This is a genomic window from Thermoflexus sp., from assembly GCF_042408365.1.
Taxonomy (GTDB): domain Bacteria; phylum Chloroflexota; class Anaerolineae; order Thermoflexales; family Thermoflexaceae; genus Thermoflexus.
Map to the genome: position 1 here is coordinate 1 of NZ_JBHOQJ010000071.1, position 6,421 is coordinate 6,421.

A 6,421-nucleotide genomic window follows, 5' to 3' on the forward strand; every position below is an offset into this window, starting at 1 on the left:
ATCTACACTAGTAATCACACTCTTTCCATACACGACGCTCTTACGATCTATAAAATATTTTTATCCCGTGGCTCAAAAGGTCGCGGGGAGGGCGTCTCCCTCCACCGCATATCCCTCAAAAAGCGGAGGACCGATATGGAACGCGTTGGCTTCATCGGCCTGGGGGTGATGGGGAAGCCCATGGCCCGCAACCTGATGAAGGCCGGTTATCCCCTGGTGGTCTACAACCGCAGCCGTCCGCCGATGGAGGAGTTGGCGGCGGAGGGGGCGGAGACCGCCGGATCGCCGCGCGAGGTGGCGGCGCGAAGCGACGTGGTGATCACTATGCTGCCGGACACACCGGAGGTGGAGCAGGTGCTGGCCGGGCCGGACGGCGTCTTCGCCGGCGGACGGCCGGGGCTGATCGTGATCGACATGAGCACCATCGATCCCACGGCCGCCCGGCGTCTGGCGGCCCAGGCGGCGGAGCGAGGCATCACAATGTTGGACGCCCCCGTCTCGGGCGGGGAGATCGGCGCGATCCAAGGGACGCTCTCGATCATGGTGGGTGGGGATCCGGCGGCCTTTGAGCGCTGTCTCCCGATCCTCCGGGCGATGGGCCGGAACATCGTCCACATGGGCGGCCCGGGGGCTGGCCAGGTGACCAAGGCGGCCAACCAAGTGGTGGTGGCCCTCACCATTGCTGCAATCGGCGAGGCATTGGTCCTGGCGGCCAAGGCGGGGGTGGACCCCGCGAAGGTGCGGGAGGCACTGCTGGGGGGCTTCGCGGGCAGCCGCGTCCTGGAGGTCCACGGCCAGCGGATCCTGGAGCGGAACTTCCAGCCGGGGTTCCGAATCCGCCTGCATCACAAAGATCTACGCATCGCGCTGGGGCTGGGCCGCGCGGTTGGGGCCAGCCTGCCGCTCACGGCTTTGGTCCACGAGTGGCTGGGAGCGCTGGTCACCCGGGGCCAAGGGGAGCTGGATCATTCCGCCCTGGTGCGGCTGTTCGAGGAATGGGCGCAAACCGAGGTGCGCCCATGGTAGGGGCACCCCTTGTGGGTGCCCTTTGTAGGGGCAGGCACAAGGCCTGCCCCTACAAAGGGTTAACTTTCCCCTAATATTCCTCGTTGGATGGCTAGGGTATTGGCCAGGTCTTCCAAGGCCGGGCTGAGGCGCACGGGATAGCGAGGGGCATCCCGCAGCGCCTTGTAGGGCTCGGGCAACCGCTGGAACTCCTCCTGGAACCGCCTTCGGAGATCCGCCAGGCTCGGATGAGGGCGAAGCAAGCGTCCTCCTTCCATCACTTTCTCCAAAAGCGGGACACCACCCTCGACGGTCTCCTCCCGAAGGGCCAGGATATCCTCCCGCATTTGGCCCGCTTCATCATAAAATCGGAAGATCTGCTTCGGGCCGGGGAGGGACGCTTTGCCTGGGCTGAGCTTCAGGGCCGGGCGATCCTCGTAGGCCACCAACTTATACGCCATATCCAACCACGGCCAGTCCTCGGAAACCCCCATCCGGGTCCCCACGCCGAAGGCGTCGATGGGCGCGCCGGCGCGGACCAGCTCATCGATGCGATACTCATCCAGGCCCCCGCTGGCCAAGATCCGGACCTCCGGAAGCCCCGCCTCATCCAGGATGCGACGCACCTCACGGCTCAACGCCAACAGATCCCCGCTGTCCAGCCGGACGCCGATCAGGCGACGGCCTTGGCGCTTCATCTCCAAAGCCACTTGTGCTGCCCGCCGGGCCCCCTCCAGGGTGTCATAGGTGTCGATCAGGAAGATCGAGCGCTCCGGGAAGGTCTCCGCGAAGGCGCGGAAGGCTTCCTCCTCGCTGGGGAAAGCCATAATGAACGAATGGGCCATGGTCCCGGTGATGGGGATCCCATAGCGCTTGCCGGCCAGGACGTTGCTGGTGGCTTGGAATCCGACCAGATAGGAGCAACGGGCGACCTTGAGGCCCGCATCGATCCCGTGGGTGCGCCGCAGTGCGAAATCCACCACCCCTCGTCCCCGAGCGGCGATCAGGCAGCGGGCCGCTTTGGTGGCGATCATCGTCTGCAGGTGGATCTGGTTGATGACGTATGTTTCGGCGATCTGGGCCTGGATGATCGGCGCGGTGATCTCTAGGATGGGCTCGTGGGCAAACACCAGCGTTCCCTCGGGAACCGCCCAGACCTCCCCGGTAAAGCGGAGGGTGGCCAGGTAATCCAGGAAGGCCGGCGAGAAGATCCCGGTGGATTCCAGATAGGCCAGGGCTTCCGGGGAGAAGCGGAAACCTTCCAGGAAGCGGAGCACATCCTCCAGCCCGGCGGCCACCAGGAACCCGCGTTCGGGAGGGAGCTCCCGCACGAACAGGCTGAAGGTCGCCTGGCCGGTGACGGCATGGGCCCAGTAGGCCTGGGCCATGGTCAGCTCGTAAAGGTCCGTGATCAGGATGCAATCCTCTGGGTCCACCATCTGGCGCTCTCCTCCAGTCCGGTCGGGATTGCGAATACGGGATCACGCGAGCGTTTCGGGGAGGAACGCCTGCCGCACGTCCTCGATCTCCGGCATCGACCGCAGGGCGTCCAGGATCGTTGAAGGGGCGGGGGTATCCAGGTTGATGAAGGAGAGGGCGGTGCCGCCCGGCCGGTCGCGCCCCAGACGCCACTCGGCGATGTTGATCCCATGCTGCCCCAGGAGAGTCCCCACCCGACCGATCACCCCGGGGACGTCCCGGCTGCGCATGACCAGCACTGCTCCTCGGGGCAGGGCCTCCATCGGGAAGTCATCCACTTGGACGATACGGGGCTCCCCGGCGAACAAAGCGCCCACCATCAACCGGTTCTCTTGAGTGGAAAGGACCCGACAGGCGACGGCCTGCGCATAGGCGCCGAGGATCGACTGGGCGGCCTCCACGATTTGGATGCCCCGCTCTCGGGCCAACATGGGCGCGTTGACGAAGGTGACCTCATCCCCGAGGATCGGGGTGAGCAGGCCTTTCAAGAGGGCCACCCCCAACGGGCGGAGAACGGCCCGCAGCTCCTCCCCGCGCACATCGATCTCCACGCGGTGGATGCGCCCGCGGATCAGCTGCATCTGCAGGCGGCCGATCACCTCGGCAAGGCGCATGAACGGCGCCAGGGTTCGGTAATCGACCCCTTCCGGGAAAGGCAGGTTCACCACGTTTCGGAAATCTCGCCCTCGCAGGGCATCCAGAAGCTGCTGCACGATCTGGCGGCTGATGAGGCGCTGGGCCTCTTGGGTGCTGCCACCCAAATGGGGCACGGCCACCACCCGCTCGTGGGCGATCAAAGCTTGCAGGATCGGCGAGCGTGGGGGCTCCTCGCTGAAGGTGTCTAAAGCGGCCCCTGCCACCCGGCCCGTGTTCAGCGCCTCGAGCAGCGCCTCTTCATCGATCACTGCCCCGCGGGCGGTGTTGATCAGGTAAACCCCCGGCTTCATCTTCTCGAAAGCCCGGCGGTCAATGAGATGATAGGTCTCCCGGGTGAGCGGGACGTGCAGGCTGAGGATATCGGCCCGCGCGTAGAGTTCATCCAGATCCGGGACCAGCTCGATCTGCAAGGCCGTGGCCCGTTCCTCCGGGATGTAGGGATCGAAGGCGATCACATGCATCTCGAACGCGCGGGCCCGACGGGCCACCTCCGTTCCGATTCGCCCCAGCCCCAGCAGCCCCATCGTTTTGCCGGCCAGTTGCACCCCGACGAACCACCCGCGCTCCCAGCGCCCCTCCCGCAGCGAGAGCCAAGCGGAGGGGATCTTTCGCAGGAGGGCGAGCAGGAGCGCGAAGGTGTGCTCGGCGACGGCGATCGTGCTGGCCCCCGGCGTGTTCATCACCAAGATCCCCCGCCGGGTGGCGGCCTCCAAATCGATGTTATCCACCCCGATGCCCGCGCGGGCGATCACCCGCAGGCGCTCTGCCTGCTCCAGCACCCCTGCGTCCAACCGCGCGCCGCTGCGCACGATCAGGGCGTCGCACGTTTGGACCAGCTCCCGCAGCGCCTCCGGAGAGGGGGAGCGTGCCTCCACGATCTCCACTTCCGGGTCCTCGCGCAAGAGGGCGAGCCCTTCTTCATCCAGAGGGTCCGTCAGCCCGATCCGCCATGCCATTCCCATTCCTCCCCGATCGGTCAGGAGCATGCCCGATGCCTGCCCTTCTAAACGATATCCACGCCATTCGTGTAGGGGCAACCACTAGGATTGCCCCTACACGAATGGATTCGCGTTTCATCCGCGGAGAGCCAACCATGCCTCGATGTCGGCCAGCAGCGCCTCGATGTGGTGGGGCTGGATCTCCCCCATGTGGGCGATGCGGAAGGTTTTCCCTTTCAGCGGGCCATATCCGGAGGAGATGATCTTCCCGCGAGTCCGCAGGAATTCGTTCAACGCCCCCACATCGATCCCTCGGGTGTTCGCCACACAGGTCAGGGTCCACGAGCGGTAATTTTCCTCCGCGAACAGGCCGAACCGCTCCGCAGCCCAGGTCTGGACACGTTCGGCCATCCGACGGTGGCGCTCCCAGCGCGCTTCCATCCCCTCTTGCAGGATCCGTTCGAACTGAGCGTCGGCGGCGTAAAGCAGGGAGATGGGGGGCGTGGCCGGGGTCTCCCCGCGCTCGGCATAGCGGGCCAGGGTCAGCAGGTCGAAATAATAGCCCCGGTGAGGGACCTCTTTCGCTTTCTCCAGCGCCCGCTCGGAGACAGCGCAGAAGGCCAGGCCTGGGGGCAAAGCGAGGCATTTCTGGGAGGAAGTGAGGACGAAGTCCAAGCCCCATGCGTCGGTCTCCAAGGGGGCGCCCCCTAAGGAGGAGACCGCATCCACCAGGATCAGCACCTCGGGGAAGTTGTGGCGCACCGCCGCGGCGATCTCTTGCAGCGGGTTCATCACCCCGGTCGATGTCTCGTTATGCACCACGGTGATCGCTTCAACATCCCGATGGGCTTCCAGCGCTTCTATCACCTGTTCGGGGCGGACACCCCGGCCCCATTCGATGGAGATGGGGATCGCCTCCTTGCCGTTGGCCAGGACGACCTGGTACCAGCGCTCCCCAAAGGCTCCGTTGATCAGGCAGAGGGCTTTCCGCCGCACCAGGTTGCGGATGGCGGCTTCCCACAAGCCGGTGCCGGAGGCGGCGACGAAAAAGACGCGGCCGCGGGTTCGGAAGATGGCCTGCAGGCGCGGGAGGAGGCGCTCGAATAGCGCGGTGAACTCCCGGCTCCGGTGGCCGATCATCGGCCGGGCCTGGGCCTGGGCGATCTCTTCAGGGACATAGGTGGGGCCAGGGATGAACAGCATAGGCGTGTCTTCCATCTGAGAGCCTCCTACTGCCAGGCGTGCCAAGCCTGTAGAAACCGGTGATGGCGTTCGGGATCCCGAAAGCGCGCCTTGCCGGACTCAAAAGCCTGCAATCCTTCTCGAAGCACGGTCTCCGCCGGCGTGCCGCACAACGCGCGCGCCCGCTCTGGCGAAAGGGCGAGGGGAAGGATGGGCGCCAGCCGATCCCATGCGATATACACGTCCGCCTCCTCCGCCACGAGGGATCGGTGGAATACCCCACCGAATCCCACGAAGAGATGGGCGGCCGGACCGGCGGCGAGATCCGTTGCCCCATCCCCGACCAGCATCAGGCGCCAACCGGGCGCCCGAAAACCCTCTAGGACACGGGCTTTCCCATCCTGGTGGAGCAGCGGGGAAGGCTCCACGCCGGTTGCGGGTCCTTCCTCCCCTCGCCACCAGGCGCCGGCGAAGGGATCATAACGAACCCGAACGGCGTGGATCCGTTGGCCGGGGATCCCCAGGAGGAGCCCCAACCCTCGCACGGCTTCCTCCAGCCCCCCGCTCAGGAGATGAACCGCGATCCCGCAAGCGTGCAAAGCGCGGAGGACAAGAGGGACGTCCGGGATCAGGTTCTCCCGGTAGATCTGAACGAGGCGGCGGATCTCCGCGCGGGTGGGGCGGATCATGGCGAGGCGCCGCTCATAGACGGCCTCCAGCGGCATCTGTCCCGACATCGCGGCCTCGGTGAGGGCGGCGACGACCGTCTCCAAGCCGCGCATGCGGGCCAGCTCCACGATGCCTTCCACCCGAACTAACGTCCCATCACAATCCAGAAACACATGGGTGAAGGAAACCCATCGCGCCAGCCCCTCCTTCATCCGATCCGCTCCGTGAAATGTTTCTCAAGATTATATCGCAAGTTACAAAAAATCCGGCTCGCGATTTGTCCCGCCCCAAACACAATCATGGCCCATTGGGCGTGGGAAGAGAGGTGGGGCCCTTCCGCCTCCTCTCACGGGCTCCGAACGGCGTAACTCCTGCCTTGAAAGCTCCACAAAGCGGGAAAGCCATGGTGCGCTGCAGGGCTTTTCAGAGTTCCAACATGGGCAAGGCACTGCTTTCAATTTGGGGTTTGGGGGCTGGGTCGGGGGCCGAAG

The 6,421-nt window shown here is 65.5% G+C and carries 5 protein-coding genes; 1 reads left to right on the top strand and 4 read right to left on the bottom strand.

Going from position 1 to position 6,421, the window contains the following annotated elements:
• Nucleotides 1-108: 108 nt before the first annotated feature.
• On the top strand, nucleotides 109-1,026 hold the full coding sequence (locus ACFMO5_RS03120; protein ID WP_376791312.1) for a 2-hydroxy-3-oxopropionate reductase: 918 nt from the start codon (nucleotides 109-111) through the stop codon (nucleotides 1,024-1,026).
• Nucleotides 1,027-1,085: 59 nt separating this feature from the next.
• Here ACFMO5_RS03120 and ACFMO5_RS03125 read toward each other — a convergent pair whose 3' ends face one another.
• The 4 genes from ACFMO5_RS03125 to ACFMO5_RS03140 all read right to left on the bottom strand — a co-directional run bounded on the left by ACFMO5_RS03125 (nucleotide 1,086) and on the right by ACFMO5_RS03140 (nucleotide 6,142).
• Nucleotides 1,086-2,444 (bottom strand): nicotinate phosphoribosyltransferase, encoded by a 1,359-nt coding sequence (locus ACFMO5_RS03125; protein WP_376791308.1) that lies wholly within the window; start codon nucleotides 2,442-2,444, stop codon nucleotides 1,086-1,088.
• Nucleotides 2,445-2,486: 42 nt separating this feature from the next.
• Complete coding sequence (serA, locus tag ACFMO5_RS03130) at nucleotides 2,487-4,097, bottom strand: phosphoglycerate dehydrogenase (protein WP_376791309.1); 1,611 nt, start codon at nucleotides 4,095-4,097, stop codon at nucleotides 2,487-2,489.
• A gap of 117 nt (nucleotides 4,098-4,214) precedes the next feature.
• Nucleotides 4,215-5,297: a pyridoxal-phosphate-dependent aminotransferase family protein gene (locus ACFMO5_RS03135; protein WP_376791310.1), complete on the bottom strand. Its 1,083-nt coding sequence runs from the start codon at nucleotides 5,295-5,297 to the stop codon at nucleotides 4,215-4,217.
• 11 nt (nucleotides 5,298-5,308) lie between these two features.
• Nucleotides 5,309-6,142: an HAD family hydrolase gene (locus ACFMO5_RS03140; protein WP_376791311.1), complete on the bottom strand. Its 834-nt coding sequence runs from the start codon at nucleotides 6,140-6,142 to the stop codon at nucleotides 5,309-5,311.
• Between the last annotated feature and the right edge of the window lie 279 nt (nucleotides 6,143-6,421).

What these genes read in the sequence shown, in the direction of transcription:
- ACFMO5_RS03140 (WP_376791311.1), bottom strand. Translation starts at nt 6,142, where the DNA reads ATGAAGGAGGGGCTGGCGCGATGGGTTTCCTTCACCCATGTGTTTCTG.
- ACFMO5_RS03125 (WP_376791308.1), bottom strand. Translation starts at nt 2,444, where the DNA reads ATGGTGGACCCAGAGGATTGCATCCTGATCACGGACCTTTACGAGCTG.
- serA (WP_376791309.1), bottom strand. Translation starts at nt 4,097, where the DNA reads ATGGCATGGCGGATCGGGCTGACGGACCCTCTGGATGAAGAAGGGCTC.
- ACFMO5_RS03135 (WP_376791310.1), bottom strand. Translation starts at nt 5,297, where the DNA reads ATGGAAGACACGCCTATGCTGTTCATCCCTGGCCCCACCTATGTCCCT.